Origin of the sequence: Streptomyces hyaluromycini (assembly GCF_002217755.1) — a bacterium.
Classification (GTDB): Bacteria; Actinomycetota; Actinomycetes; order Streptomycetales; family Streptomycetaceae; genus Streptomyces; species Streptomyces hyaluromycini.
Genome location: NZ_BCFL01000044.1, coordinates 1 through 25,449, shown reverse-complemented (window position 1 = coordinate 25,449; position 25,449 = coordinate 1). Strand labels below are relative to the sequence as shown.

Here is a 25,449-nt window from a genome sequence, read left to right as displayed (position 1 = left end):
ATGTTCGGTCGCTGATGGGACTACCTTCCTTAGTCATCGAGGATCCCGAGGGAAGCGCTTCGGTGGGCTCTCACAGCAGCTCCTCGTCGACCAGGGAGGCACCCGCGTTGTCCAGCAGCGCCACCGTGCGGGCGAGGGTGGCGCGGGCGGCCGTGGAGCTCGCAATGTCGGCGCGGTGCGTGAGGCGCAGGAGCCAGCCCGCCGCCGACGTGCTGTGCACCGCGAGCGAGTCCTCGGAGGGAGCGAGCATGCCGCTTGCTTCGACGACCTCGAACGGGCCGCCTCCCGCCCGGGGGCGGTCGTCATGGAAGGTGAAGGTGAGCGGTGTATCGCCGTCGTCCGGCTTGGTGTCGGCCGTTGCTGCGCGCAGGTGTTCCGCGAGGGCGACGACGTCGTACGCCGCTCCCGGTTCGCCCCGGAGCAGGATGCGGTCGCAGACCGGGCCCAGGGGCCGCTTCCCGGATGGGTCAGGGAGAGACGTCGCGACCGGCGCGGTGGCTGCTCCGGATGTCGCCGCACCTGCGGTGATCCAGGCGGCGAGCACGAGCAGGGCCACGGGCAGCCCACGCGATGATCCGATGAGGCGGACGCGGTCCGCGGTGGCGGGGCCGACCTCGTGGGACACGACGGGCATCCGGCGGGGTACACGGCCGGCGGTGGAGCGCATCCTGGCGGCGTGCTCCCGGTAGCCGACGCGTGTCACCGGGGGAAAGGGGCCGCCGCCCGCGAAGTACCGGTAGAGCAGGCCGAGTTCGTGGACAGCACGGCGCACGGTCTCCTCGTCGAGCACGACCGGATGGGCCTGGAATCCCAGAAGGGTGCGGCCACCGACGTCGGAGAAGACCGCGACGTGCACGAGTGGTCCGGTGGTCAGGTCCAGCCGCTTGGGTGGCAGTCCGTCGGCGGAGTGCGGTGGCGGCCCGGCAACCAGCTCCACCGGAACGACGGTCTGGGTGCTGACCGTGCCCACGGGACCGTCGTCGTTGTAGCGGACGGTCGTGCGCAGGACATCGTGGCGTCTGCGCAGCTCCATGAGGGCTTGCGCCAGCGCATGGAGATCGAGCTCGCCGGGATGGACCGCAAGCAGCGCGACGCGGTAGGAGCCGTCCGTCGTGTCGGCCTCGAGTGCCGCACTCTGCGCCGCGGTGAGGCCGAGGTTGCCGGGCGGCATGTCGACAGTCGCCGTCATGCGACGCCCTCCCTTCGGAACAGGGCCAGCCCGTCGTCGGCGGCGCCCCCCACGATGAGCCCGTCGCCGTCCGGGAAGGGGACGATGTCGCCGAGCAGGACCGAGGACGGGGCGACGTCGGGCTCCCAGTGGCAGCCGTCGTTGCTGCGCAGCACGACGCCTGCGTCCCCCTGACCGCCGCCGACCGCCCACAGCGTGCCGTCGCCCGCTGCCGTGAGGCTGTTGATGCGCCCACGGTGACCGGCCGGGAGGGTGGGTTCGGTCCACTCGTGCCCGTCCCAGCGCACCATCACGCTGACGCGGCCTTCGGCGGTGAGCCGTGCGCCGAGCACCCAGACGTCGTCGGGGCCGCGGGGGACGACCCGCATGATCTCCACCTCGGCCCGCCCCAGCGGCGGCGGGACGACCTCCTGCCAGCGCTCGCCGTCCCAGTGCGCGAGCCACGACTCCCGGGCGGCGTCGTCACCGTCGACGACGACCGCCGCCCAGACGTCGCGGTCAGAAGTCCCGGCGAGGCACCCGAAGCGTGTCGTCGCCCGTGGCGGAAGGGGCAGGGGCAGGCGTCGCCACCGGCCGTCCTCGCCGCCGGCCGCGACGTAGGTCTGCGCGCCCGGGGTGTCGTCGGGGCGCACCATGGTCCAGAGTCCGTCGCCGATCCGGGTGATGGACGCGCAGTCGTACTGCGGAGCGTCACCCCCGACCCGGCGGAACTGGGTGCCCTCGAAGCACAGCAGTCCCCGCCTGCCCGAGAGCCACACGGCGCCGGACGGGGCGACCGCGACGCCGAACACCTTCTCGAGCTCGGGATGGGGCACCTCGTGCCAGCTCTCACCGTTCCAGCGCAGCACGACGGACCGTGTGCCCTCGGCGCTGCCGGGTGTCTCGCGAACGCCAGCCGCCCACATCTGGGTGGGGGAGAGCGCGGCGACGTTGAACAGGTGGCCCGGTCCGCGCAGTGGCAGTTCGGTACGCGTCCATCGGGACGTGTGTCCCTCGCGCCCGGTCCGCTCCTGGTGCTGTGCCACAGTGCCTGCCATGCCGCTGACCGTGGGGGCGGCCAGCAGCTCGGCGATCGGCACCTCGACGCCTGCGCGGCGGCGCAGCTCCCAGTTGACCTGCATCAAGGCCATCGACGTGCCGCCGAGGGCGAAGAAGTCCTCGTCGCCTGCCGGAGTCCGCCCGATGACATCGGCCCAGATCGCGGCCACCAGCGTCGACGTGGCCGGTGTCGCCGGTGCGTCCGGCCCGGCGTGGGCCGCCGACGTGCCGGGTGCCCCGAACGCGTTGAGGCCGGGCTGGGTCGGGGTGTCGTCGAGTACCTCGACGCCGCCGCGGGGCCGCCACCGGGCGTGGCGGGCGAGCTGTCGGCCGGGGAAGACCCCGTCGTCGAGGACGAGCCGGCCAACCACTCCCAGAGGGACCCGGGCTCCCTCACTGTCGACGATGCGCAGGCTCAGCGCGTCCTCGCGCTCGGCGAGCCGTGTCCGCTCCACGTCCGTGGCGAGCGGGATCGTCGCCAGTGGCCGGCTCGGGTCGGCCACCAGGGCGTGGGCCAGGGTCACCAGGTGGTCGGCGAGAAGGCACGCGGTCTCGCGGTCGAGGACGTCGGTGCTGTACTCCAGGCGCCCGAGCAGTCCGTCTCCGTCCTCATCGAGCATGATCGTGAGGTCGTGCTTGGCGGTGGGCGGGTCGTAGGGGATCTCCTCGACCTCGTTCCCCGACAGGAACGGGCGGCTGGGCTGCCCGGTCTGCAGCGCGAACATGACCTGGTAGACGGGGCTGTGCGTGCCGCCACGCGAGGCACCGACGGCGCGGACCACCTCCTCGAACGGCGTGCTCGCGTGCGCGAGGGCGGCGAGCGTGCTGTCGCGGACCCGGTCGACGAGCGCCCCGAACCCCGGCTCGCCCGAGAGGTCGCACCGGATGGCGACGGTGTTGAGGAAGTAGCCGATCATCTTCTCGAACCGCCGCTCAGGACGGTCGACGACAGGGGTCGCGATCACGACGTCTTCCTGACCGCCGTGACGGCCGAGCAGGTCGCCGAGTACGGCGAGCAGTACCACGAACAGCGTCGTGGCACGCCCGCTGGCCAGGTCGCGCAACCGGGCGACCAGTTCGGTGTCGAGCCTGAACCGTACGCAGTCGCCGGCGAAGGTGCGCTTCGCCGGACGAGGCCGGTCGAGCGGCATCACGGTTGAGGGCGCCCCGTCGAGGTAGCGAACCCAGAACTGGTCGGCCGGCTCGCCGTCGCCGGGGCGCTCGCGGTCGTCGGTCGCCGACTGACGCCGACGGCAGGCGTAGTCGCGGTACTGCCCTGGCTGTGGGGGCAGTTCCGGCTCCCGGCCCGAGACCGCTGCGTCGTAGAGCTCGGCGATCTCGGCGTGGAGCAGCGCCATGGACAGCCCGTCACCTGCGACGTGGTGCAGGGTGACGACGAGCACGGTGTCCCCGTTGCCGGTCCGGATGCGTGTCGCGCGTACGAGCACGTCGTCGGCCAGGTCGAACGGCGTCCTCGCCGACGTGTCGGCGATCTGTCGGATCCGGGTCTCGGCGGTGTCTCCGGGCAGGCCCTCGAGGTCGACGCGGTCCACCGTGACGGGACCGGCCGGGCGCACGCGTTGGCGCAGCTCTCCGGCCCGCAGGACGAGGCTGGTCCGGAAGACCTCGTTGCGCTGCACCAGCTCGGTGAACGCCGCGTCGAGCGCCGCGTCGTCCACCGGGCCTTTGACCCGCAGGACAGCGGTCGCGTTGTAGGCGTGCCCGCCGCCCTCGACCTGGTCGATGAGCCAGAGCTGTTGCTGGCCGGCGGACGCCGGCGCGTCGGCACCACCCCGGTCGATCTCGGCGAGCAGCGCGGCCTTGTGCTCGCGCAGCAGGGACCGCACCTCGTCGTCCACGCTGCCGTGAGGTGATCGAACCAGCAGCCGGTCTCCGCGGCGGTCGACCTGGATTCCCTTGTCATCGAGCCAGGTGAGTAGCTGGACGATGTTCACAGCTCCTCCTCGACCATCGTCGCCATCGTCGGAGCCGGTGACGCCTGCGTGTCCCGTGCGCCAGCCCGGACCCTGGACGCGAACTGCCCGACGGTGGGCGCCTCGAACAGGTCGCCCATGGTCATGGACGTCCCGTGGCTCTCGTTGACGAGCGAGAGGACGCGCACGGCCAGCAGCGAGTCGCCCCCGAGCGCGAAGAAGTTCGCGAGGGCGTTGTCCACGGTGCATTCCAGGACGGTCGACCAGATCTCCGCCAGCTCCCGCTCCAGTGGGTGATCCAGCGCCGGCCCGGCGCCGGTGTCCGGTTCCCTGCCCTGCGCGGCGGCCGCGGCGGCGTCCCGGGTGAGCCGGTCCCGGTCGATCTTGCCGTTCGAGGTCAGCGGCATGCGGGGGATCGCTACGATCGTCCCCGGGACCATCGCAGCCGGCAGGCTTCGCCGGAGGTGATCGCGCAGCGAGCCGGTGTCGATCGAGGGCACCGCGGGCTGGTTCGCCTGCGCGCCCTCCTCCGGGACGGGGACGACGTGAGCCACGAGGACGCGGTCGCCCCCGACCGACGGAGCGGTCACCACGGCGTCCTCGACCTGCGGGTGTGCCGCGAGGGCCGCCTCGATCTCGCCCAGCTCGATGCGGTTACCGTTGATCTTGACCTGCAGGTCGTCGCGGCCGAGGAACTCGAGGAGCCCGCCCGGCCGCCAGCGTGCCCGGTCACCGGTTCGGTAGAGCCGCGTGCCCCAGACCGGATGCCGCATGAACTTGGTGTCGGTGAGTTCGGGGTCGTGCAGATAGCCGAGCGCGACGCCGCGTCCGCCGATGTAGAGGTCCCCGGACACCCAGGTGGGCCGCGGGGTCATCGACTCGTCGAGGACGTGCATCTCCTGGCCGGCGAGGGGCCGGCCGTAGGGGACGCTCGACCAGTCGGGCAGCCGTGGGCCCACGCGGTGGAAGACCGACCAGATCGACGCCTCGGTGGCCCCGCCCATGCTGATGACCTCGGCCCTGGGGCAGCGCCCGCGGATCAGGTCGGGCAGGTCGACCGGGATCCAGTCGCCGCTGAGCATGACCGTGGTCAGCGACGTGAGCGCGCCGGACTCCTCGAGTTCGTCCCACTGCAGCAGCAGTCGCATGAGGGCGGGGACGGAGTTCCACAGGGTCACCCCGTGATCGCTGATCAGCCGACGCCAGTGGGCGGGGTCCATTTCCTGCCGGGGGTCCGGCAGGACGAGCGTTCCACCGGCGGCGAGGACACCGAAGACGTCGTACACCGACAGGTCGAAGCTGAGACTGGAGACGCCGAGCACCGAGTCGTCGCCGGTGACTTCGTAGCGCCGGTTGATGTCGACGATGGTGTTCATGGCGCCGCCATGGTCGATCATGACGCCCTTCGGCGTCCCGGTGGAGCCCGAGGTGTAGATGACGTACGCCAGGTCCTCTTCCGCAGTCGCGATCTCGGGGGGTTCCGTGGTCCGGTCCGGGAGACGGTCGACCTCGATGACCGGAACCGATCCGGCCGGTGGCCCGGCTTCAGATCCGTGTTCGGCCAGGCACAGCACGGCGCCGGGGCGGGCCTCCCGGATCAGGGTCTTCTGTCGATCGCGGGGGAGCGAGGGACTGACCGGGACGTAGGCAAGCCCCGCACGCAGCACCCCGAGCACTGCCGCGACCTGGGCCGGGCCCTTGGGCATGCTCACTGCAACGAGCGACGACGGCGGCAGGTCCAGTTCGGCCAGGGAGGCGGCGATCCGCAGCGCGTCACGTTCGAGCTCGCGGTAGGTCACGGCCCGGTGCGGTGTGCGCACCGCGACGGCGTCGGGCCGCCGGGCGGCCATGGCGAAGAATGGTTCGTGCAACAGGGGCAGCCGACGCGGCGGCAGCGCCGTCTCGTTGGCGTCGCGATGCTCCACGATCTGCTCGGGCCGGCGGTGGTCGCGTCCAGTTTCGTCCCAGGCCGCCTGGTCGTGCGCGAGCCGTTCGAGTGCCGCCCGGTAGTCGGCGAACATGGCGTCGGGCAGCCCCTCCGGGAACTCGGAGCGCACGACGTTCCACACCAGGTCGAGGCCGCCGTCGCGCTCCACCACCACGTGGTCGAGTGACACCTGCGGGGTCTGGTTCGTCGCGGTCACCAGCTCGCCGAAGCCCTCGAAGCCCCAGCCGCCGCCCGAGTCGTCCAGCGCGCTGGTGAAGACGACCGGCGTGTCGCCCCCTCGGGAGACGGCGTCGCCGCGGCGGGCGAGGTCACGCTTAACGCGGATGCCGCCGTAGTAGCGGTGGTCCAGGTCCGACCAGAGCTGACGCTGCACGTCGTGGGCGGCTTCCAGGAAGGAGCGGGATGCGCGCAGGTCGACCTCGAGCAGCGTGACGGTGGTGAAGTCACCGACGACGCGGTCGACGCCGGGATGCAGCGGCAGCCGGTTGAACATCGTCAGGGTGAGCGTGAAGCGCCGCGAGCTCGACCAGGCCGCGAGGGTTGTGGCGTACGCGGTGAGGGCAACGGTCGACGGGGTCAACCCGGAGCGGCGGGTGGTCTCCAACAGGGCCTGCCAGGTCGCCGAGGGCAGGTGGTGATGGAGCCGGTCGAATTGCGGAGAGCGGTTACCCGCCGCGTCACCGCCCGCGGCGCCCGGGTGCGAGGGCAGGGCGGGCCCGGTGGGCAGGGTGTTGAGACGCTTGTGCCAGTACGTGCGTGACCGCTCGTACAGCTCGGTGGCCTCCAGCTCCCGTTCGGCCAGCACGTAGTCGCGGAACGTCACCTCCTCGGCCGGGGCCAGGTCATGGCCCTGGTAGGCGTCGTACCACTCGGCGAGGATCTTCCGCAGGCTGATCCCGTCGGCGACGAGACCGTCGACGCTCAGATGCAGCCGGCTGCGGCCATCTGGCACACGGGTCAGTCGGATGTCGAACAACGGCCACCGGTCCGCGGGCAGGACCTGGTGGGACATCTCCGCGCGCAGGGCGGCGAGATGGGTCTCGACCGCCGTCTGCGGGCCGGCCCGCAGGTCGGTGACCTCGATGTGGTAGTCGTCCACCTCCGTCAGCACTCGCTGCCGGTCGCCGTCGACGACGCAGCGCAGCATCGGATGGTTGCGGACCACCGCGTTCCAGGCGGCGCCCAGGCGATCAGGGTCGAGATCGGGTCCCTCGATCTCGAAGTAGCCGTGCGCGGAGACGCCGCCGAGCGTGAAGTCCTTCTGGCGTCCGAGCAGGTACGCCTGCTGCACGTCGGTCAGGGGGAAGGGCTCCCCGGCATCGAGGGGTGCCGGGTGGGCACGCGGCAACGTGTCGGACGTTCGAGCCTCCGCACCCTCGAGCCGGCGGGCGAGGCCGGCCGCGGTGGGACGGGCGAGGATGTCAGCGAGCGGAACCTCGGTGCCGAAAACCTCGCGGATACGGAAAGCGAGCCGGGCCGCGAGCAGCGAGTGACCACCGAGCATGAAGAAGTCGTCGTGCACGCCGACCCGGTCGAGCCCCAGCTCCTCCGCGAGGAGCGCGACCATGCGCGCCTCGGCTTCGGTGGACGGCGGATCGACGGCGCCAGGCGCGCCGCCCGCCGCGGCGAGCGCGCGGCGGTCGACCTTGGCGCTGTTGGTCAGCGGGAAGGCATCGACGACCGTGACCGTCGCCGGCACCATATGGGCCGGCAGCCGGCGATCCGCCCAGTCCTTCAGTTCGCCCGGATCGAGCCCGTCACCGGTGACGTGGGCGACCAGCCGGGTGCCGATGCCGACGCCGGTCGTGGTGGTCACCGCATGGCCGACGGCGGGGTGGGCGGCGAGAACGGCGTCGATCTCCCCGAGCTCGATGCGCTGACCCCGGATCTTGACCTGGTCGTCGGCCCGGCCGTGGAACTCGAGCACGCCGTCACTGCGCCACCGGACACGGTCGCCGGTGAGGTACAGCCGCTGCCCGGCCCGCCATGGGTTCTCGACGAACCGGGAGTCGGTGAGCTCGGGACGGTTCAGGTAGCCGAAGGCGACGGCGGGCCCCCCGACGGCGAGCTCACCGATCACGCCACGGGGGGCGAGGCGCGGGCCGTCCGTGACCACGTGGACCGACAGATTCTGCAGCGGCCGCCCGATCGGGGGCCGGTCACCCTCACCGGGGCCGCAGCGGTGCGCGGTCGCGCACACGGTCGTCTCGGTGGGGCCGTAGGCGTTGTGGAACGCGGTGCGGGCCGCCCAGGTCCGCGCCAGCGGTCCGGGGCAGGCCTCGCCCGCTGCGATCACGTGCCGCAGGCCGGGGACCTGGTCGGGCGCGAGGGTCGCGAGCACCGACGGGGGCAGGGTCACGTGCGTCGCGCCGGACGCGACGATCTCCGCCGCGAGGGCGCTGCCGGCGACGGCGCCCGGGTCTGGGAGGTGCAGTGTGGCCCCCGACCCGAACGCCATGGCCAGTTCCCAGACACTGGCGTCGAAGCCGGGCGAGGCGTACTGCAGCACGACCGCGCTCGCGTCTACGGCCAGGGTCCGGTCCTGCCAGTCCGCAAGGTTCGCCAGGCCCCTGTGGCCGACCGCGACCCCCTTGGGCCGACCGGTGGACCCGGAGGTGTAGATGAGATAGGCGGGTACGCGGTCGTCCGTCTTGGGCGCGTCCGCCGACAGCTCCTCGACTTCCTCGATCTGGTCGACTGAGGCAAGATCGACCGCCGTGACCGTCTGCGGGACGGCGAGCCGCGCGCCCTCGCCACTGCGCACCAGAGCGGCGGCCGAGGCGTCGTCGAGCATGAAGGCGATGCGTTCGGCGGGCAGCGTGGGATCGATCGGCAGGTACGTCGCCCCGGCCGCCATCACGCCCAGCGCGACGACCGGCAGGACCGCGGAGCGGCCGGTGGCGACCGCGACGACGTCACCGCGGCGCACGCCATGGGACGCGAGGTGGGCGGCGACGCCGTTCACGAGCCGCGCGAGGCGCGCGTAGGACACGGTGATCCGGCCGGCCCGCACGGCGATCGCCTCGGGCCGCTCGGCGGCGTGAGCGCGCAGGGCGTCGAGCAACGACGACGCGGGAACGTCGGCCGACTCGCCACCGCCGAGCCGGAGCAGGGCGTCCACCTCGGCCTCGTCGAGCAGTTCGATGTCGCCCACAGGCCGGTGCGGCCGCTCGAGCGCCTCCTGGAGGATCCGGCGGAAGTGGGTGCCCAGCCGGACGATCGTGCCCTCGTCGAACAGCGCCGTGTCGTACTTGAGCACAGCCGTGGCGTCGTCGCTGGTGCGCACGACCTCGATCGACAGGTCGAACTGCCCCTCCTGCTGCGGCACGTCGAACGCCGCGACCTCCACGTCGTGCACCACGCACGGGCGGCTGGACTCGCCGCTCGCGTGCATGTTCAGCAGTTCGCCGGATCGGTGAGCGGCCTGCATGCTGAACGCGACGTGCCCGACCGGCGCGCGCCCGGCTTGTCGGGGAGGGGCGAGGGCACGCACGACCAGCGGGAACGGCTGATCGCGGTGGATCATGGCACGTGCGACGCGGTCGTGAACCGAGCGGGCCAGTGCCGTGAAGCCGTCGGTGTTCCGGACGTCCGAGCGGACCAGCACGGGGTTGACGTAGTAGCCGGCGACGCCGCGCTGACGGCGCATGTCGGGCATGGTCGGGCACGAGACGAGGAAGTCGTCCTGCCCCGTGTAGCGCGCGAGTAGTGCCTCGAACGCAGCGAGCAGGCAGCTGAACGAGCTGACCTCGCTCTCGCGCGCGAGGGCCTCGACCCGGTCGAGCAGGGGAAGCCCGAGCGGTACGCGCACGGTCGCCCCGCGTGATCCGTGCTCCGGCTCGCCCTCGGCGGGCAGGAGGATGTCGGTCGGTGCCCCCGCGCACTCGTCGCGCCAGAACCGGTCCAGGAGGTTCCCCCGCTCCGAGGCGAGCGTGTCGGCCTCGGAGCGGACAAAGTCGTCGTAGGTCGCGCGCAGCTTGCGCAGTTCGGGCTCGCGGCCCTCGAGCATCGCTCCGTAGAGGGCGAGGAGGTCGTTCATCACCACGCCCTGCGACACGAAGTCGGTCACGATGTGGTGGGTCACCAGGAGCAGGACAGGCGCCTGGTCCTCCACCCGGAAGAGCACGACCCGGAAGGCGCCGGACGCCAGGTCGAACGGCTCGGCAGCCGCAGCGTGGACGTACGCGTGCAGTGCGGTGTGGCTGATCGCGCCGTGGTCCTCCACCTGCAGTTCGAACCGCTCCGGCGGGTCCACCACGCGGCACGGACGCCCGTTCGACTCCGGGAATCGCGAGCGCAGCACGTCGTGGCGCTCGACCAGCGCCGTCACGGCCCGGCGCAGCACTGTGACGTCGAGACCACCGAGCATGCGCAGCGCGAACACCACGTTGTAGGCGGAGCTGTCGGGGTCGGCCCCCTGCAGGTACCACAGGGCCTCCTGCCCGACGGTGAGCGCTCCTGCCTCCGGCATCGTGTGTGTCCCTTCTGCGTCGGTTCGGTTCCAGGTGCGGCCGGTCACGAGCGGCTCGCCGCGTGCGTGGCGAGGATCGCGATCTGCCGTGCGAGCCCCTCGATCGTCGGGTTCTCCCACACCAGCGCGGAGGGCACGTCGAGGTCGTGGTCGTCATCGAGGTCGGCGACCAGCTCGGTGATGGCGATCGAGTCGATGCCGTAGCGCTGGAGCGAGGCCGCGCCCTCGACCTGCTCGGCACTGACGCCGGCGCGCCCGGCGACCCAGTCGGTCAGCCAGAGCCGCCACGGCGTGACGTCGCCCTCCGCGGGTGCGGCCGCTGGTTTCGTCGGCGCACCGCCGCGGTCACCGGGTGGCTGCGCCGCCCCGGCAGGAACCGGCGCGGGGCCGGCCGCGGGTGACGTGAGCTGCGCGTCGCGCGCGGTGTCACCACCGGTGAGGAGGGCATCGACGTGGAGCCGGACGCCGGGGCTGCGCGGGGCGAGCTTGTGCGCGCGGGCCACCTCCGCCGCAGTCGACTCCAGCAGCCGGGCGGCATCCAACATCACCGGGTGCTCGGTGGCGGTCTGGTACGCCTGCTGCAGCCGCCGGGCCGCCCAGGCCCGCGCCCCGCTTCCGTCGTCGGCCGGGTCGACCGTTCGGCGGACCAGGACGTCCACCAAGCCCGCGGCGGTCACCTCTCCGAGCCGGTCGTGCAGGAGGCGCCTGCCCTCCACGGCGTCGTCGAAGGACCACTGCTCGTAGGTGGCCGTCACGTCGTCGATCATCGAGGTGAGGTCGCGAGCCGCGTCCGCGTCGTCGAGTTCGTTCTCGACCAGCGTCCGCAGCGCGTCCTGCCGGTTGAGGACCAGCGACCCCAGGTGCATGCGCAGGCTTTCGGTCGGGCCCTCGAAGATGCGCAGGACCCGGGCATCGCGCAGGAACCGCGACACCTCGTTGGTCTCGATGTAGCCGCGACCGCCGAGGAGCTGGACGGTGTCGTCGACGACCTTCCAGAGCAGCTCGGGGCAGACCACCTTGAGCACGAGAGCGGCGATCTCGTCCACTGGACGGTGCGCGTCGAACAGCGAGGCCGTGCCGTAGACGACGGCCTCGACGGCGCGGACCGCGGCGACGGCGTCGGAGAGCGTCTCGCGGACAACTGGATTGTCGATCATCAAGCCGGTGCTGATCGGACGGTGTCGGGCGTAGCCGACGGCCACACCGAGGCAGCGCTTCATCGCGCCGAGGCACAGGCCGCCGATCATCAGCCGCGCCCGCATCATGGCGTCGTTGGCGACGTCGAACCCGCGGCCGACCTCACCCAGGACGCGCTCGTCGCCGACTCGGGTCCCGTCGAGAACGACGGTGTTGTGGACCATGGCGCGCATCCCCATGGTCAGCTCCTCGTCGCCCATCCGAACCGCGCCGTCGTCGCTGTCGACGAGGAATGCAGTCATGCCCTGGCTGCGCCCGAGCTCGTCGTAGGCGTGGGCGAACGTGACGATGAGGTCGGAGCCGGCCGCGTTCCCGCTCCAGGACTTCACGCCGTCGAGGCGCCACGAGCCGTCGTCGGTGCGGGTCGCGGTGGACGAAATCGACGGCACGAACGAGCCGGCTCCGGGCTCGGTGAGCGCGAACGCCGCGAGCGCCCGTCCGCGGGCCAGCTCGGGAGCGAGGCGCCGGCGCAGCGACCCCTCGGCGTACTGCAGGACCGGCCGGACACCGAGAACGTTGTTGTCGCAGACGAACGTGGCCAGGCAGAGGTTCACCCCGGCCAGGCGTTCGAGGATTCGCAGCATCCCCGAGTCGTCGAGGCCCAGCCCGCCCTCCGCGCGCGGGACCTGCATGCCGAGCACACCGCGGCGCGCCAAGTCCAGCACGACATGCGGCGGGATGCTGCGGCGCTCGTCCATGAGCATCGTGTTGACCCGGCGCAGCGCCCAGTCGTCGATCCATTCGAGGAGATCGTCGACTTCGCGGTGGCCGGCCGCGGCGACCGGTTCGGGCACCTCGCCGGAACCGGGGAGTACCTGGAGCGTCCCGTCGAGGTAGGCCTGGGCCACGGCCGAGCGCCGGAGCTTCCCGCTCGTGGTCTTCGGGAGGCGCCCACGCGGGAGGAACAGGAGGGCGGCCGGTACGACGCCGTGCTCCTGCCAGATCGCGGTCGCCATGGCCTCGCGGTCCACATCGTCGGGGGACGTCGACGGATCGAGCTCGACCGCGACAACGAGGCGTTCCTCGTGCTCGCCGTCGATCGCGAACGCGCAGGCGGTCGTGCGACCTGCGCCCGGCGCGGCTGCGCCCGCCGTGGCTTCGATGTCCTGGGGATAGTGGTTCTCACCCCGGAGGATCAGGAGATCCTTGTGGCGTCCGGTGACAAAGAGATCGCCGTCGGCCACGAAACCCAAGTCCCCGGTCCGCAAGTAGGTCGGACCGTCGGGATCGTCGGTGATCCGCGCCCGGAAGGTCTGCTCCGTCTCCTGCGGGCGGTTCCAGTAGCCGGCGCCCACGCACGGGCCGCTGACCCAGATCTCACCCACGGTCCCTTCGGGCACCGCCTTCGCGGTCGCGGGGTCGACGATCCGGATCTCGGTGCCCGGCGAGGACGTGCCGCATTCGACCTTGGCCACGGCCTGCTCGCCCACCCGCGCTCGGACGGCCCGCCCAGCGCGCAGCTGCTCGGCGGACAGGCTCAGCGCGCGGGACGGGCCCCGCGCTGTTCCCGCGACTTTCAGCGTGGCCTCGGCCAGGCCGTATCCGGCGACGACGGAGGTCTCGCTCAGACCGCACGCGGAGAATGTGTCGATGAACCGGCGCATGGTCTCGGCCCTGACCGGTTCGGCCCCGTTGATGGCGTACCGCCACGACGAGAGGTCGAGTTCGGAGCGCTCCTCGGCGCTGATCTTCTCCAGACATCGCTCGTAGGCGAAGTTCGGGACGATCGAGGTGACGGCCCTGGCGTCGGAGATGGCTCGCAACCACCGGATCGGTCGCCGCACGAACGCCTCGGGGGCGAACAGGGTGACCGGTGAGGCGCGGAAGATCGGCAGGACCAGCCCGAACATCAGCCCCATGTCGTGGAACATCGGCAGCCACGAGACCGTGGGTTCGCCCGGCTGGGTCGGCCAGAGCTCGTCCAGCTCGCGAGGTTGGTGCCAGAGATTCGCGTGCGTCACGACCACGCCCTTGGGAGTGGACGTGGACCCCGAGGTGTACTGCAGCAACGCGGGCTCGTGCGGGTCCGGCTCGCGCCGTGGACCGTCGGGTGCGCCCGCCACATCCGTCCGGATGAAGCGCAGCCCGGAGAGCCTCGCATCCGCGAGGCCCGAGAGTGTCGGGGTGTCGGTCAGGACGACGTCGGTGTCGGCGTCCTCCGCGATCCCCCGGACCCGTTCGCCCGCCGAGGCCCGGCGGGGCACCGGAACGGGAACCGCGACGACTCCCGTCCGCAGACAGGCGACAAACGTCGTGACGAACTCCAGTCCGGGCTCGTACACCAGCAGGGCCCGGCGACCGGCCAGCCCAGCGCGGGCGAGCGTTCCGGCCCTGGTCGCGACCGCCTGGTCCAAGGTCCGCCAGGTAAAGCTCGCGGACGGATGCTCCCCGTCCTGGAGAAACGTGAAAGCGATCTGGTCCGGTCGCTCCCGGGCCCAGCGCTCAAGCGCGGAAGGCACGCTTCGGAATCCGTCCGCCCAGAAATGGGAAGTCTGCGCGAGCCGTGCAGCCGAATAGAGTGTCACCGAGCTCCTCTGTTTCTGCTTTGCGGCGTCAGCCACCGAAGACCGTATTGATGGAAAGTCGCAAATGGTTCACGCTGCGTCTGCGCCCAGCTGGCAGGAGGGATGCGTCGCTAACTGGGGAAAGGCGGACGACCGCTTTCTCGGCAGGCGAATTCGTCGACTGCTTGACGGTTAAGAGCGGTACTGCCGAATAGCTTCGAATTAACTCTCGGATGGGCGGCGGAGACTTACGCTCGCAGCCGCTATCCGGATGTGTCAACGGTGTGTAACGCGAGGGAAGTCGCTCACCGCGACGCAAACCACGAGGTCGTATGCGCTCACGGATGCCATGCAGGGCAACGCTGTGACATGGATCACTATCCCTTGCTCTGGTGTGGCCCTGACCTGCGCGTATGGTTCCGAAGGTGAGTGACGCCAGCGGAATTGAAATAGCCACCGATGTGCCACGACAGGTTCCGCTACGGCGCAACAGGGGCTTTCGAATGCTGTGGATCGGGCAGTTGCTGTCCGATACCGGCACACAGATCAGTGGGATCGCCTACCCGCTGCTCATCCTGGCCCTGACCCATTCGGCGGTGCTCGCCGGGGTCGTCGGCACGGTGCGGGCCATTACCGTGCTGTGCGTGCAACTGCCCGCTGGGGCGCTTTCGGACCGGTTCGACCGGCGACTGACGATGATCGTCTGCGACATCACGCGAGCGGTGCTGCTGGCTCTGCTCGGCATTCTGATCGCACTGGATGCCGCGTCCTGGCAGGTGGTCCTCGCCGTGAGCCTGATCGAGGGAGCTGCCGGTGCCGTCTTCGATCCGTCCGCCGCCGCCGCGCTGCCGGGAATCGTGCCGGATGAGCAGCTGGAGCAGGCGTGGGCCGCCAGCGAAGGCCGGACCTACGGTGCCAGCCTGGCCGGCCCGGCGCTCGGCGGAGTGCTGTTCGGAGTAGGTCGTGCCGTCCCCTTTCTGGCCGACGCGATCTCCTTCGCGGTGTCGTTCGGCACGGTGAGCCGGATCCGCGGGCGGTTCCGGCCGGAGAAGGCGGCCGTGCGCAAGTCGTTGTGGCGTGAGGTGACCGATGGCCTGCAACTGGTCTGGCAGGTACCGATTCTGCGCGCGGCGGTGATCCAGACGCCCCTGGTGAACTTCGCCTTCAGCGGCGTGATCTTCAGCATCACCCTCGCGATGCAACAGCACGGGACATCCACTGCGGTGATCGGTTTCGTGCAGGCAGGCATCGCGGCCGGCGGGCTGCTCGGCGCCGTGGTCGCCCCCCGACTGCAGGGGCGCGTGCGCCTGGCAACCCTGACCACCACGATCACCCTGGCCGCCGCCCTGCTGTTCGGTGCTGCGGCCTTGTTCATCCCGTCACCGCTGGTGGCGGCGCCGGTCGCGCTGGCACTGCTGCTCGCGCCGGCCGCGAACGGGGCGCTCGTCGCCGTGGTGCTCCGCAGCGCGCCCGAGGACATGCGCGGCCGAGTCATCAGCACGGTGATGATGGCGGCCACCGCACTGGCGACACTGGCGCCACTGATCGCGGGCCTGATCGTCCAGCACGCTTCCGGCGCCTGGGCGGTAGGCGCCTTCGCCGCCGCGACAGCCGTCGCGGCCGTGCTGTGCCTGGTGCTGCCAGGTTTTCGGCACGCGGAGTCCCCAACGGCCGCAGCGGGCTGAGCCGCCGTACGAGCAGGCCGCGCCGGACGCGACGCGGCCCTCTCCGCGGACGAGGAAGCATGGTGCCGCGCGGGCCCCCGCGCCAGCCTCCACCTCAGCGCTAGTCGAACCAACCCGCCCGCCTCCCGGATCGGCTCCAATCGGCCTGCTCCACCAAACGCGGCGTCGCCCGCATCCTCGACCCTGACTGCTCCCTAGCCCCGCGGCTCGACACCAACAAAGGTGCCGCTTTCCTCCCTGCCCACCGGCAGATCCTGGCCGCCGTCGAGACCGCGGCATCACCTCCCTGCCCGAACTCGCCGTCACTATCCCCACCGAAAGTCACATGATCAACAACTTCTGTTAGGACCTCTAAGCCCAGCTGTCGCATCCGCAGGGTGAGCAGCCCTGTAGCTCGGCCCGGTCATGTCAGCGACGACACGTATTCGGACCAGTTCCCGGTCTCCAGGACATCGAAAACGATCATGTATGCGGGATGTACGGCCGCGGCCTCGGCGGCGCTGCGGCCCCTGTGTCGGGCGCGGCGCTGCAGTTCGGCGAAGTGCAGCCCTCCCTCGTGCGGCACAACGAGCTCACCGTCCAGCACGACGGCCTCGCTCAGTCCGGTGGCCGCGTCGGCGAGGTCGGGAAAGGCTCCGGTCAAGTCCGCGCCCCCGCGGGACTGGACCATGACCAGGCCGGGCCGGGCCGGGCGAACAGGATGCAGCGGAAGCCGTCCGGCTTCTGTTCTGCGACCAGGTGTCCCGGCAGTGTCGCGTCGCGGGGCCAGGCCCGCCGTGCTTCGGCCAGCATCGGCTCGATCGGGGGTTCCAGCGTCACACCGCTACATCTACGCAGGTCCGTGCCGGTCCGCACGCTGCATGCCTCCGGGGTAGTGCGCGGTCAGGGTGGTAAGGGCGTGGTGCGGGTGGGCAGGACAACGACCGGGCTGCCGCTGCGAAGGGCGTCGTTTTCGAGGGTCAGCTGGCGGATGGCCTCCTCATACAGGGCGAGGGTGCGGCGCAGGTCGGTGTTCTCCCGACGCAGGCGGGACAGGTTGTCGTCTGCGCGCGTGCCGGGGGCGGGGGACGCGGTGGTGGCCTGGTGTGGTGCAGGCTGGGGGATGCCGGGTCGGAAGTGTGTGTCGATCAGGTCGGCGTAGTGCCGGTGGAAGGTGGCGTGCGGGATGCCGAGGAGCCGCTCGATCGCGGTCACGGTGGGGCGCCGTCCGCGAGTGGCGGCCTCGGCCAGGACGGTGTCGATGGCGGCCTTGATGGTGTCGGCATCGGGCAGGGCACGTTTCACTCGGCAGTCTCCAGGGTGTGGCGGGTGAGGAACGCGGCTGTGGCGTGGTGCTGTTCCTCAAGACGGTGGTGGATGTAGGGGGCGAGGCGGTCGCGGTCGGCCAGGGCGTCTTCGAGCCGGGCGAGGTGATCGGCCATCGCCTGCCGGTTGGCGGAGGTAAGGGCGGTGTTGCGGCAGGCCAGCGGCTGGCAGTCAGCCATGACGGGCTGATCGGCGGCACCTGCGGGAGTGCGGCACAGGGCACGGTCGGGGTTGTAGACGCAGGTGATGAAGGTGCCTGGGTACAGGTGGGTGTCGTGACGGGCCAGGATGCGGCGCAAGCGGGCTTCGTCGGTGACGACCTGGCCGTCGAAGACGGTTTGGCGGGCGAGCTCGGCGAGCCGGGCTTCGGCCTCGGCGCCGGCGGGGCCGGTCAGGGCTGGTCGGTCATCGTCGGCGCCCATCGAGGCGAGGAATTGGCCGCGGGCGAAGGCTTCTTCGGCCTCGACCTCGTCGCGGAAGCCGGAGTCGCTGGTGCCGGCGTAGCCCTCGAACATCTGGATGCGCTGGTGGCGGTACTGCAGGGCGCCGGCGATGGTGCCGCCGGGACGGCGCGCGATGAACCAGGCCAGGGTGCGGCGGAACTTGCGGGTCGTCAGGTGCGGCAGGTGCCCTCCGACTTCGGGGATCGAATCCGTGCGCGCGTGGACACCACAGTAGGTGTTGATCCACTTGGCCAAGGCGGCGATGTCCTTGATGGTGGTGGCGCTGGTCCGCACGCGTCCGGCGATGTGGTGGCGTTGGTGGTTGGCCGATTTGAGGGGGTGCGCGAACAGGTAGGGCTCGTCGGCCGGCTGGCAGCGTTCGAGGACGGCGACGGCCCGGGCGACGGGGGCGGTGACGATCCAGGTGGCGGCTGCGCCGTGGACGCCTTCGCCCTTGAAGGCCAGTCCGTGCAGCCGGTGGCGGTAGATCCGGCCGTCGGCGTCCCGTTGCGTGCTCACGCAGCTGCGGCGCAGGTGTTTGATCTCGGAGTCGCGCATGCCGGAGAGGTAGGCGATGACGATCCAGCAGGAGACCTGCAGCAGCCTCTCGTACTGGCCGACGTCGTAGTACGAGATCCTCTCCAGTCAGCGCTGTTCTTCCAGCTGTGCCTGGACGGGGTGCTGGAGTGGGGAGTCGGTGTCTACGCCGAGGTCGCGGGCCGCCTCCTCGATCAGCCGCCGGGGCTGGACCTTGTCGTACCGGCACCGCGGATGACCGGCGAGCCGCGCGAGATGGGTGAAGTTCGCGAGCCCCTCCCCGCCGCGCCGCCCGGTCGCCTGATGGGCGGGTGCCGCAGGCAGCGGCTGTCCGCTTCGGCGGAAGTCGTCCAGGACGGCCTCAAGGGCCGCCAGCGGATCGGGGGAAACAGGCGCGCGGGCGTCGATGCTGTCGCGTTCGGCCCGGGCCGCGAGGACGTCGTCGGCGAAGTCGTCCACCCAGCGCAGCGCCCAGCTCAGCAACGGGCCCATGACGTGCTCGGGGATACGGTCGGTGAGGTTCTCGTCGTACCGGCGCGGGTTAGCCCGCGCCCATGCCTGCCACAGGGAGCGCCGCAGCGGGTCCTGCCCGAGGGGGTCGGTGAGGCGCGAGCGGTAGGCCCACAGCATCCGCACGGCACGGCGGTGGCGGTACACCCCGCTGATCGACAGCCGTAGTCCCGTCAGGTCGCGGTGGTAGGCGTCCAGGTCCTCGCCGGTCAGCTCGGTCAGCGCGAGCCCGCGGCCCTGCGCCCACGTCAGGAAGTGGCGTACGCACGTGTAGTAGGCGCGGATGCTGGAGATCGTGATCGGCTCTTCGCCGGGCGGGGTGTCCTCGATCAGCAGGGCGTAGAACAGCAGCTTGGCGGTGTCCCGGTGCGCGGGCGGGACGAGGGCGAAGTCGAGGCGGAGCGGCTTGCGGTCCGCGCGCAGCCACGCCGGCGTCAGCGTCCACACGTCGTCGCCGTACTGGGAGGTCTCCTCCAGCCGGCTCTCGGGGCGCAGCGGGCGCGTAGCCAGGACCAGGGCGTCCGCGGGCGCGGCGGCCCAGGGTGCGGGCTCTTGGGCCGCATGTGTCATGACCACTGGGTCGGCCCTTCCAGAAGGTCGAGCATCAGATGGGGCAGGGTCTCCTGGGCGGCGGCGCGCTGGGCGGGGCTGAAGCGGGGCAGGATGTCGCGGGTGAGGATCTGCCAGGTGGCCCCGTACCGGGCCGTCCACTGGGCGACGTCCCGCCGCTGGAGGTCGTCGCGCAGGGCTTGGGCCAGCGCGAGCAGGGCGGGCAGGTGCCGCTCCAGCACGAGGGCGTTGGGGCAGCCGAAGCAGGCCAGGAACGACTGGTGGCAGCGCCCTCCGTCCGGTGAGTGCTCGATGTCCGTGCACGCGCAGGCCAGCGTGTCGAGGTTGCCCGCGGCCGCTTGTTCGCGCACCTGATCCGGCACGGCGGCGAGCGATCCGCCACCGAGGCGGACGACGACCGCGCGGGCACTCTCCTCGGCGTCGGTGATCGCCTCCGTGAGCACATCGGCCGCCCACTCGGCGATGAACGGGTCATGTCGCAGGTAGTGGGTGAAGGAGGTGTCCGCCGTGTTCGTCACCCGCGCGGACGGCAGATGCCCGCCGACCTGCTTCGCCGTGCGCACCTCCACGGTCTTCTTGATGCGCGTCACCATCATCTGCAGCGGCTTGCCGTCGTCGCCGAGCAGGCCGTGGCGCTCGGCCCACGCCCCGAGCTTCAGCTTGCGGGCCAGCTCGGTATCGAAAGGACCGATGTGCCCGCCGGTGGCGGTGTTACGGACGCTGCCGCGGCCGTTGCCCGCCCAGATCGACCACACCGAGCCGGTCCCGGAAAACGCCTGGCTGCGGCCCATCATCCGGTGCAGCAGCAGGTAGAAGCCGCCCATCGTGCGCAGTTCCCGCTCCGTATCGACGCTCCAGTGCACCGTGGTACGGGAGTTGGCCTTGCCACGGCGGCGCTTGGTCAGCGTGACCGCCACGGCCCGCTCCTCCAGCACTCGGTGCTCGGCGGGCAGTTCCTTGAGCGTCTCCGGGTTGCGCCCGCTCAGCCCGGCCGCGTAGATGAGCAGCGGGGCAAGGTCGGGGTCGACGACGAACAACTGCCGGGCCTGCGCATAGCAGGCCGCGGGATACTCGCCCATCGGTAGCCCCCGGTAGTCCACCTGGACTCGGCCCGTCGCTGCCATTGCCTCCAGCCGCGCCCCCTGCTCCCGCTCGTCGGCCGACAGGTCCTCGGCGTTGTCGAGGAAGCGCCGCAGGAGGTGCTCGCCCGCCGCGATCCGGTCGCGGATGGCCGCCACGTCCGAGCGGGCGGCGGCCATGATGGCCTGGAACTCGCGATCGGAGTACCCCGGCCGGCCTGCTGGGCATCCACGCCGTGCCCGGGCCGCCCGGCGTAGTCCGCCACGGCGCCGTTCAGCCGGTCCTGGCCGGGCAGGGCACGCACGATCCGCAGCAGGTCCTGGAGTTTGCGGCGGGCGGACTTCTCCCCGCAGGTCTGCCGCTGGGCCATCAGGTACCGCTCCAGGTGACGCACCCGCAGCTCCTCCACCCGCCGCGGCGGAACGGACAACTGGTCCAGGAGCAGCAGGAATCGCTTGATGGTCTGCCACTGGCTGCTCGCCGCCCGCTGCGTGCGGCGCCCGCCGCCGGGCCCGATCCGTGCCCCCAGTGCGTATGCGAAGTCCCGGTGCATCCCGGCAAGCGGCAACTGATCGAACCGGAACACGCGCTCGCGGCCGTCCTCACCGGTGAAGCGCACCATCGGCGCCCCGCCGTCCTCGGGTAACTCCACCGCCGGGGGCGGTTCATAGAAGCCTTCGGGCACGGCCGCCGCACGGCCACGGCCCGCGCGCGGCACCGGCCGGCTCACGCGGCCACCGCCGACCGCTCCAACCAGCCCTCCTCGCTGAAGCCCACCGGCTCCCACGCCCCCTCCGGTACCAGCTCCAGCCGGGTGCGCATCTCCAGCTCCTGCAAGGTGTGCAGGTAGAGCGCCGTGGTCGTCGCCGACCGGTGACCGAGCCTGATCCGCACCCAGTTCAGCGGATCACCGAACACCCGCTGATACGTCAGCCGCTGCTGCTCGTTCATCTCGCCCAGCGCCTGCAGATGCCCACGCCACAGCAACTCCAAGGTGATCACCGCGTACGTGTGCCGCAGCATGTGCGGCGTCGCTCCGACGGCCACGCCCTGGGTACGGCACCGTGCGTTGGCATCGGCGAAGACCTGCTTCCACCCGGACATCGTCATCGGCAGGCCCCACTGGTTCAGCCACACCATCGCCGGCTCCCACCCGCCCTCCGCCGTCGCCACCAGCAGCCGGCGCCGCTCGGCCGCGTCCAGGCGGGCCACCGGTACCCACCGGCCACCCATCCGCACCCGGGGCACGGACGGATCTTCCACCAGCAGCGACCGGCGTGCCGGGCGGTAGAAGCCGCGCGCACGGCCGTAGTCGAGCATCTCGGCCCGGTCCCACTCCATGTAGTCGCGCACGTCCCGCAGCACCGACACCGGCCAGTACACCGCCCGCCCCGATCTTCCCTTGGAGATCGCGTGCGGCAGCACCGCCCGCGCGTTGACGATCCCGGACGCCGAAGGCGGCAGCTCTGGCAGCTCGAACACCGTCAGCGCCGAGTGCTCGCACGACCGCAGCCCCGTGCGGACCATCGAGTCCGCGTACGCCGCGTTCCGTACCGCCCACCTCCCGCGAAAACCGCGCCTCGGCATCTCCTTCGCGTCGAAGCCGCACAACCCGACATTGCGCCACAGCCGATACGACCTCGGCGGCAGCCACTTCACCTCCCGCCGCGACCCCGCGTGCGAGGACTCGGCCGGAACCTGCCGCATCATGCCGCCGCCCACCCCTCCCCGCCAAGGCGACCAGACCGCGGCCGTACGCTGGCGAATGGGATTGGCCCTAACGAGGTCCTGCTCGATCGCCCACAGGTAGAACTGGTTGACCGTGGACACCTCCCGGTCCCAGCTGGTGTCCTCCAGACGAGGTCCCAGCTCGTCGCGACGACGCCACCACTCGTACGCCGTCCGGTCGTCGACGCTCGCATGACGCCAGTCGCGCCGGCCTCGTGCGAACCACAGGAAGTCGAAGTACGTACGCAGATCCCGGGCATGGGCGGCCTGGGTGTTCCACGGTGACGACGCGAGCCACGCCGAGAAGTACCGGTTCAGCGCCACGTCGTACCCACCCACCGGACTGATCAGGAAGGGCTGCCCCACAGGCACACCCAGATCGTCAAGCCCTTGATCGAGTCCGGCAAACAGGCCGCTGAACTCCCGTGTGAACGGGGTCTCTTCGCGTGGCCACGCCAGGTCTCGGCGAGTGAAATGCACCCGCCAACCCGTGATCGACATGACGGTGGACGATAGCGCCTGGACAGCTCAACAGCGCATAACCGAAGTTCGACGGCCACCGGACCGTCATCTGGCGCGAGAAGGACACCGTCCGGCTGCAGGCCCGCTCCGGGCGCGACGTCACCGCGGTGTGGATGGACCTGGCCCTCGCGGCCTTCGACATGCTCCCGCCGGGCACCGTTCTCGACGGCGAGGCCGTGATCTACGCCCACGGGAGGATCGACTTCGGGGCGGCGCAGTCGCGTGCCGTGTCCGCTCCGGCCCGGGCGCGCCGCCTTGCCGAAGACCTGCCCGCCCACTTCACGACCTGGGACATCCTGCTCCACCCCGAACAGGGAGACGTACGGGCACGGCCGTACGACGACCGGCGTGCCCTGCTCGCCGCCCTGCTGCGGGAGCACGACGTCCAGCCTCCGATCCAGTTGGTACCGATGACCGACGACCCGGCGGTGGCCATGACCTGGTACCAGCAACTCCCGGAGCAGGGCATCGAAGGCGTCGTCGCCAAACGCGCCACCTCCCTCTACAAGCCGGGCAGGATCTGGAAGAAGATCCGTCACGCCGAAACCGTGGACGCCGATGTCGTCGGCTACACCGGGCCAGCCGCCCGGCCGCGGGCGCTCGCCGTCCGACTGCCCACCGGACGCATTGCGCTCACCCAGTCCCTGACGGCGCCGCTCGCGGCCCAGGTCGCGGTGCACCTGGCCGCCAGCGGCCCACCGCGCTCCGCCCGCACCCACTCAGGGGAGGCCTACGCCACCACCGCGTCCGGACTCGTGGTGGAAGTCCTGGCCGGGACGACCCGGCACGCCGTGGTCACTGTTACCCGGCTCCGCAGTACCTGAACCGAGCCGCGCCGCTTGCGAGCACTCCCTTGCGCGTCACCGTCGTGTGCTGCCACGTACCCCCCGACGCGCGTGGGGCCGGGCGGCTGCATGCCGTCCGGCTTCTCCTTCTGCCGGTACGAGGGGGTTGGGGGACCCGGGACACACCGGGAGCCCTGGGGCGCGGCCAGCCGCCAAGCAAAGTCCGCCCTTCCAGGGCCCCTTGGTCGTGCACGGAGTCCTACACTCCCGACGCTACCGGCCAGGTCTGACAATGCGGTGTCCGTGCCCGGCACGACAGCGGCGCAGAGCCGGGTACCGCCCCTCCGACCTCACCGATCGCGTCGTCGTAACGATCGGCGAAGAGCAAGAAGGCGAAGGAGACGGCGACCGCGCCACCCCTGGGAAAGCTCGACCGGCGGCCTGATCGGACAAGCCACCGCGGCCGGCGCAGGCGTACCGCGGCTCCAGCGGGCCACCGGGAGCCGTCGACGCCGAGCAGTCAGCCGGCGTTCTACTGTGGAGGCGTGACGTTCGAATGCCCCGACGATCTGCTCAAACTGCAGCAGGACCTCAACACCGTGCGCTCCGATCTCGACACCCTGATCCGGAGCCTGCCCTACTCCACAGAGCCCGCCGACGCCTGGCAGCGCCCCGACGGCTACTGGCTGAGCACATCCCCATCCTTCCCGGACTCTCCCGGCTGGGAAGAGGAGGAACAGGAGCAAGTCGTCATGTTGCGTGAGAAGGAGCGCGACCTGGCCGCCAAGATCGTCACCCACCGGTTCTGGAGCGAGGTCACCGGACCCCAGCGCCCTGACGCCCGCTCCCAGCTCAAGCACGCCCTCGGCGCTGAGCACGGCGAGAACCAGGAGACGGAGGCGGCGTAGCGGGGTGACCGGCCGCCGCCTCGGAAACCTCAACCTCAGCCGGTCGGTACGGGGCCGCATTGCCTCCTTCGCGTGGGCGCGCGTCCGCGGACCGGCCCCCCCGGCGGCGGTCACACGGCGGCGGGTTGGATCAGGAGGGCGTCCATGAGGATCTGGTAGCGCTCCAGTCCCTCGGCCCATTCGGGCATGAGGAGATGCAGGATGACGCTCATGGCGACCGCGGCCTCGCCGCCGATCCCGAGGACGGGGGCGTAGCCCACGCGGACCCACTGGTCCCACATCTCGTCGGTCATCAGGGTCCGCAGGATCTCGGGCTCGTGACCCGCGTACGCCAACAGCATGGTCAGGGCGGAGTTCGCCTTGGTGCAGTCGCGTACCGCGGTGCACAGCCGCTGACTGTCGGCCTCCTGGACGGCGCGGATCAGGCCGGGCAGGCCGTGTGCCAGGGGGAACTGGGCGGACAGGTCGTCACCGGCGAGGGCGGCGTCGCGCTGGGCAGCGCGGATGTGCTCGATCATCTCGGGGTTGCCCGGCGTGGCGGCCGCCCACGCGTCCGCCATCTCGTCGAACCCGACGTCCTCGGTGCCGCCGATCAGCATCCGGGCGCCCGGGCCCATCAGGGCCGGGTGGAAGATGCTGGACACCGACCGGGACGGCGGCAGCTCGAACTCGGCGCCGGCCGCGACGGCGCGCGGGGCACCGTCGAAGTCCTGGCGGGGGCTGCGCCGGTCCCGGAGCATCCTGGCCGCCATCTCCCGGCGGGCGTCGAACGCCTCGTCGGAGTCACCCTGGGGGATCTGGGCGAAGTCGATCCCGGCTCCCCGGAACGGCCGCTCGAAGGCGTTGGCCACCGCCGCGCGCAACCGCGCCGTGCTCTCGGGGGGGGGTGCCCCTATGGGGTTCGTCAAGCTGATGGGGCGGGCTGTGGGTCGTAGAAGGTGCCGTCGGGGAGCATTGCGAAGAGCGCGTCGGCTCGTCGTCTGGCGAGGCAGAGGAGGGCTTGGGTGTGGTGCTTTCCCTGGCTGATCTTCTTGTCGTAGTAGGTCCGGGAGACCGGGTCGGCCAGAGCCGCGAACGCGGACAGGAAGAAGGCCT

The 25,449-nt window shown here is 71.3% G+C and carries 14 protein-coding genes and 2 pseudogenes; 4 read left to right on the top strand and 12 right to left on the bottom strand.

The features are described from left to right. Positions 1 to 70 precede the first annotated feature (70 nt). Genes SSP29_RS50380 through SSP29_RS50365 form a run of 4 tightly spaced genes read right to left on the bottom strand, consistent with a single transcriptional unit; the run spans position 71 to position 14,236 of the window. Positions 71 to 1,189: a condensation domain-containing protein gene (locus SSP29_RS50380; protein ID WP_089107759.1), complete on the bottom strand. Its 1,119-nt coding sequence runs from the start codon at positions 1,187 to 1,189 to the stop codon at positions 71 to 73. Further along, on the bottom strand, positions 1,186 to 4,182 hold the full coding sequence (locus tag SSP29_RS50375; RefSeq protein ID WP_089107758.1) for a condensation domain-containing protein: 2,997 nt from the start codon (positions 4,180 to 4,182) through the stop codon (positions 1,186 to 1,188). The genes SSP29_RS50380 and SSP29_RS50375 overlap by 4 nt, the downstream gene beginning before the upstream one ends. After that, positions 4,179 to 10,580 carry a non-ribosomal peptide synthetase gene (locus SSP29_RS50370; RefSeq protein WP_089107757.1) on the bottom strand — a complete coding sequence of 2,134 codons (6,402 nt, stop codon included), beginning with the start codon at positions 10,578 to 10,580 and terminating at the stop codon, positions 4,179 to 4,181. Before SSP29_RS50370 ends, SSP29_RS50375 begins: the two co-directional genes overlap by 4 nt. 44 nt (positions 10,581 to 10,624) lie before the next feature. Then, a complete protein-coding gene (locus SSP29_RS50365) occupies positions 10,625 to 14,236 on the bottom strand; it encodes an AMP-binding protein (RefSeq protein WP_145969083.1) in 3,612 nt (1,203 codons plus the stop codon). A 470-nt stretch (positions 14,237 to 14,706) separates the two neighbouring features. On the opposite strand from SSP29_RS50365, the gene SSP29_RS50360 reads away from it, so the two are divergent. After that, positions 14,707 to 15,966, top strand: a complete 1,260-nt coding sequence (locus SSP29_RS50360) for an MFS transporter (protein ID WP_218036984.1) — start codon at positions 14,707 to 14,709, stop codon at positions 15,964 to 15,966. 403 nt (positions 15,967 to 16,369) lie between these two features. Here SSP29_RS50360 and SSP29_RS50355 read toward each other — a convergent pair whose 3' ends face one another. The 5 genes from SSP29_RS50355 to SSP29_RS50335 form a co-directional block, all read right to left on the bottom strand. Then, the gene (locus tag SSP29_RS50355) at positions 16,370 to 16,609 is read right to left on the bottom strand and encodes a hypothetical protein (RefSeq protein ID WP_245883600.1); all 240 of its coding nucleotides are present in this window, start codon (positions 16,607 to 16,609) and stop codon (positions 16,370 to 16,372) included. A gap of 239 nt (positions 16,610 to 16,848) precedes the next feature. Further along, positions 16,849 to 17,250 carry a hypothetical protein gene (locus SSP29_RS50350; RefSeq protein WP_089107754.1) on the bottom strand — a complete coding sequence of 134 codons (402 nt, stop codon included), beginning with the start codon at positions 17,248 to 17,250 and terminating at the stop codon, positions 16,849 to 16,851. Then, positions 17,247 to 18,272 (bottom strand): hypothetical protein, encoded by a 1,026-nt coding sequence (locus tag SSP29_RS50345; protein WP_089107753.1) that lies wholly within the window; start codon positions 18,270 to 18,272, stop codon positions 17,247 to 17,249. Before SSP29_RS50345 ends, SSP29_RS50350 begins: the two co-directional genes overlap by 4 nt. Positions 18,273 to 18,359: 87 nt before the next feature. Further along, positions 18,360 to 19,331, bottom strand: a complete 972-nt coding sequence (locus SSP29_RS50340; RefSeq protein ID WP_145969082.1) for a site-specific integrase — start codon at positions 19,329 to 19,331, stop codon at positions 18,360 to 18,362. Continuing rightward, positions 19,328 to 20,590, bottom strand: a complete 1,263-nt coding sequence (locus SSP29_RS50335) for a hypothetical protein (RefSeq protein ID WP_089107751.1) — start codon at positions 20,588 to 20,590, stop codon at positions 19,328 to 19,330. The genes SSP29_RS50340 and SSP29_RS50335 overlap by 4 nt, the downstream gene beginning before the upstream one ends. A gap of 56 nt (positions 20,591 to 20,646) precedes the next feature. Here SSP29_RS50335 and SSP29_RS52795 point away from each other — a divergent pair, with 56 nt between their 5' ends. Next, positions 20,647 to 21,057: a hypothetical protein gene (locus tag SSP29_RS52795; protein ID WP_145969081.1), complete on the top strand. Its 411-nt coding sequence runs from the start codon at positions 20,647 to 20,649 to the stop codon at positions 21,055 to 21,057. 80 nt (positions 21,058 to 21,137) lie between these two features. On the opposite strand, the gene SSP29_RS61105 is transcribed toward SSP29_RS52795, so the two are convergent. Next, on the bottom strand, positions 21,138 to 22,511 hold the full coding sequence (locus SSP29_RS61105; RefSeq protein ID WP_275539802.1) for a site-specific integrase: 1,374 nt from the start codon (positions 22,509 to 22,511) through the stop codon (positions 21,138 to 21,140). A gap of 185 nt (positions 22,512 to 22,696) precedes the next feature. On the opposite strand from SSP29_RS61105, the pseudogene SSP29_RS50325 reads away from it, so the two are divergent. Both SSP29_RS50325 and SSP29_RS50320 read left to right on the top strand, forming a co-directional pair. Further along, positions 22,697 to 23,485 (top strand): annotated as a pseudogene (locus SSP29_RS50325) (ATP-dependent DNA ligase); the annotation flags it as partial. Between the two features lie 506 nt (positions 23,486 to 23,991). Beyond that, complete coding sequence (locus SSP29_RS50320; protein WP_089107748.1) at positions 23,992 to 24,354, top strand: DUF8825 domain-containing protein; 363 nt, start codon at positions 23,992 to 23,994, stop codon at positions 24,352 to 24,354. Between the two features lie 110 nt (positions 24,355 to 24,464). Here the strand turns inward: SSP29_RS50320 and SSP29_RS50315 are convergent, their stop codons facing one another. Beyond that, positions 24,465 to 25,217 (bottom strand): hypothetical protein, encoded by a 753-nt coding sequence (locus SSP29_RS50315; RefSeq protein ID WP_089107747.1) that lies wholly within the window; start codon positions 25,215 to 25,217, stop codon positions 24,465 to 24,467. 41 nt (positions 25,218 to 25,258) lie between these two features. Next, positions 25,259 to 25,449: pseudogene (locus SSP29_RS58175) on the bottom strand (IS110 family transposase); the annotation flags it as partial.

What these genes read in the sequence shown, in the direction of transcription:
- SSP29_RS50340 (WP_145969082.1), bottom strand. Translation starts at nt 19,331, where the DNA reads ATGACACATGCGGCCCAAGAGCCCGCACCCTGGGCCGCCGCGCCCGCG.
- SSP29_RS50345 (WP_089107753.1), bottom strand. Translation starts at nt 18,272, where the DNA reads ATGCGCGACTCCGAGATCAAACACCTGCGCCGCAGCTGCGTGAGCACG.
- SSP29_RS50335 (WP_089107751.1), bottom strand. Translation starts at nt 20,590, where the DNA reads ATGGCCGCCGCCCGCTCGGACGTGGCGGCCATCCGCGACCGGATCGCG.
- SSP29_RS50370 (WP_089107757.1), bottom strand. Translation starts at nt 10,580, where the DNA reads ATGCCGGAGGCAGGAGCGCTCACCGTCGGGCAGGAGGCCCTGTGGTAC.
- SSP29_RS50380 (WP_089107759.1), bottom strand. Translation starts at nt 1,189, where the DNA reads ATGACGGCGACTGTCGACATGCCGCCCGGCAACCTCGGCCTCACCGCG.